General features: G+C 47.2%; 1 protein-coding gene. It reads right to left on the bottom strand.

Features of this window, described 5'->3' with window-relative positions:
* Positions 1 to 1,081: flagellin (locus tag R7O12_RS26390; protein ID WP_318127026.1), on the bottom strand; the 1,081-nt coding region annotated here is incomplete at its 3' end.
* Positions 1,082 to 1,107 lie beyond the last annotated feature (26 nt).

The following is a 1,107-nucleotide window of genomic DNA, read 5'->3' as shown; positions in this document are numbered from 1 at the left end:
AAATTTGTGCTTTGGTCATTTGCGTTGTTTCTTTCGCAAAGTCCGTGTCTTTAATTCGGCTGTTCGATGCGTCAACGTTTTCTTGGATATTCGCCAAGTTGTTGATGCTGTGGCTCAGACGGTTTTGTTTCGCACCAAGATCCGCACGTTGTGAATCCACGTATTTCAGTGCAGAGTCCAGTACAGAAATCGCGTTCTGAGAGCCTTGAACCGTTGTCATATCAATATCTTGTACTGATGTTCTTACTGGCTCATCACTTAGGCCTAGCTCAGAAGCAAGACCACCAGAGATCGAGATGTCACCCTGAACGTTTGGATGAGCAACAAAAATTTGCAGCTTGCCATCTTCGCTTACAGACGCGTTGATCATGTCTGATTGACCATTGATGTACGTTGCTAGCTCTTCGATGTCATCACCCGCTTTCGCGTTGATATTGATTTCTAGATCATCAACATTACCATCTTCGTCTTCACCCATGCCAGGAAGCGTGATTTTTAGATCGGCTTTAGTTGGATCAACACCCCAATCTTTACCTTTTCCTACTTCAGAGAAGAATGTCACACCGCCCATACGAGTGTCATCTGCACGAATACTGGTTAGACCCATGATCATCGCTTCACCAGAGCTCGCACCGATTTGGAATGCCGCTTCACCGAATGAGCCGTTCAATAGACGACGGCCACCGAATGATGTGGTTTCTGCGATACGGTTCAGTTCGTCAACCAACGCCATTGATTCTTCGTTGATTGCCTGACGCTCAGCTGGAGAGTTAGTACCGTTTGATGACTGGATAGCCAAGTCACGCATACGCTGCATCACTGACGTTGCTTCGTTCATCGCACCTTCAGCCGTTTGAGCGATAGAGATACCATCGTTCGCGTTACGCATTGCCACATCAAGACCACGAGACTGTGCCGTTAGACGGTTGGAGATCTGTAGACCTGCTGCATCGTCTTTTGCACTGTTAATTTTGTGACCTGATGATAGACGCTCCATCGAGGTATTCAGCTCGTTGGTCGCTTTATTTAAGTAACGCTGCGCGGTCATCGCGGAGACGTTAGTACTAACTGTTACAGCCATTTTGCTCTCCTGTTGAGTTCGCAAGC

This window comes from Vibrio sp. Vb1574, from assembly GCF_033338675.1.
The sequence above is the reverse complement of the archived record's forward strand: the minus strand, read 5'-3'. Positions and strand labels throughout refer to the sequence as shown.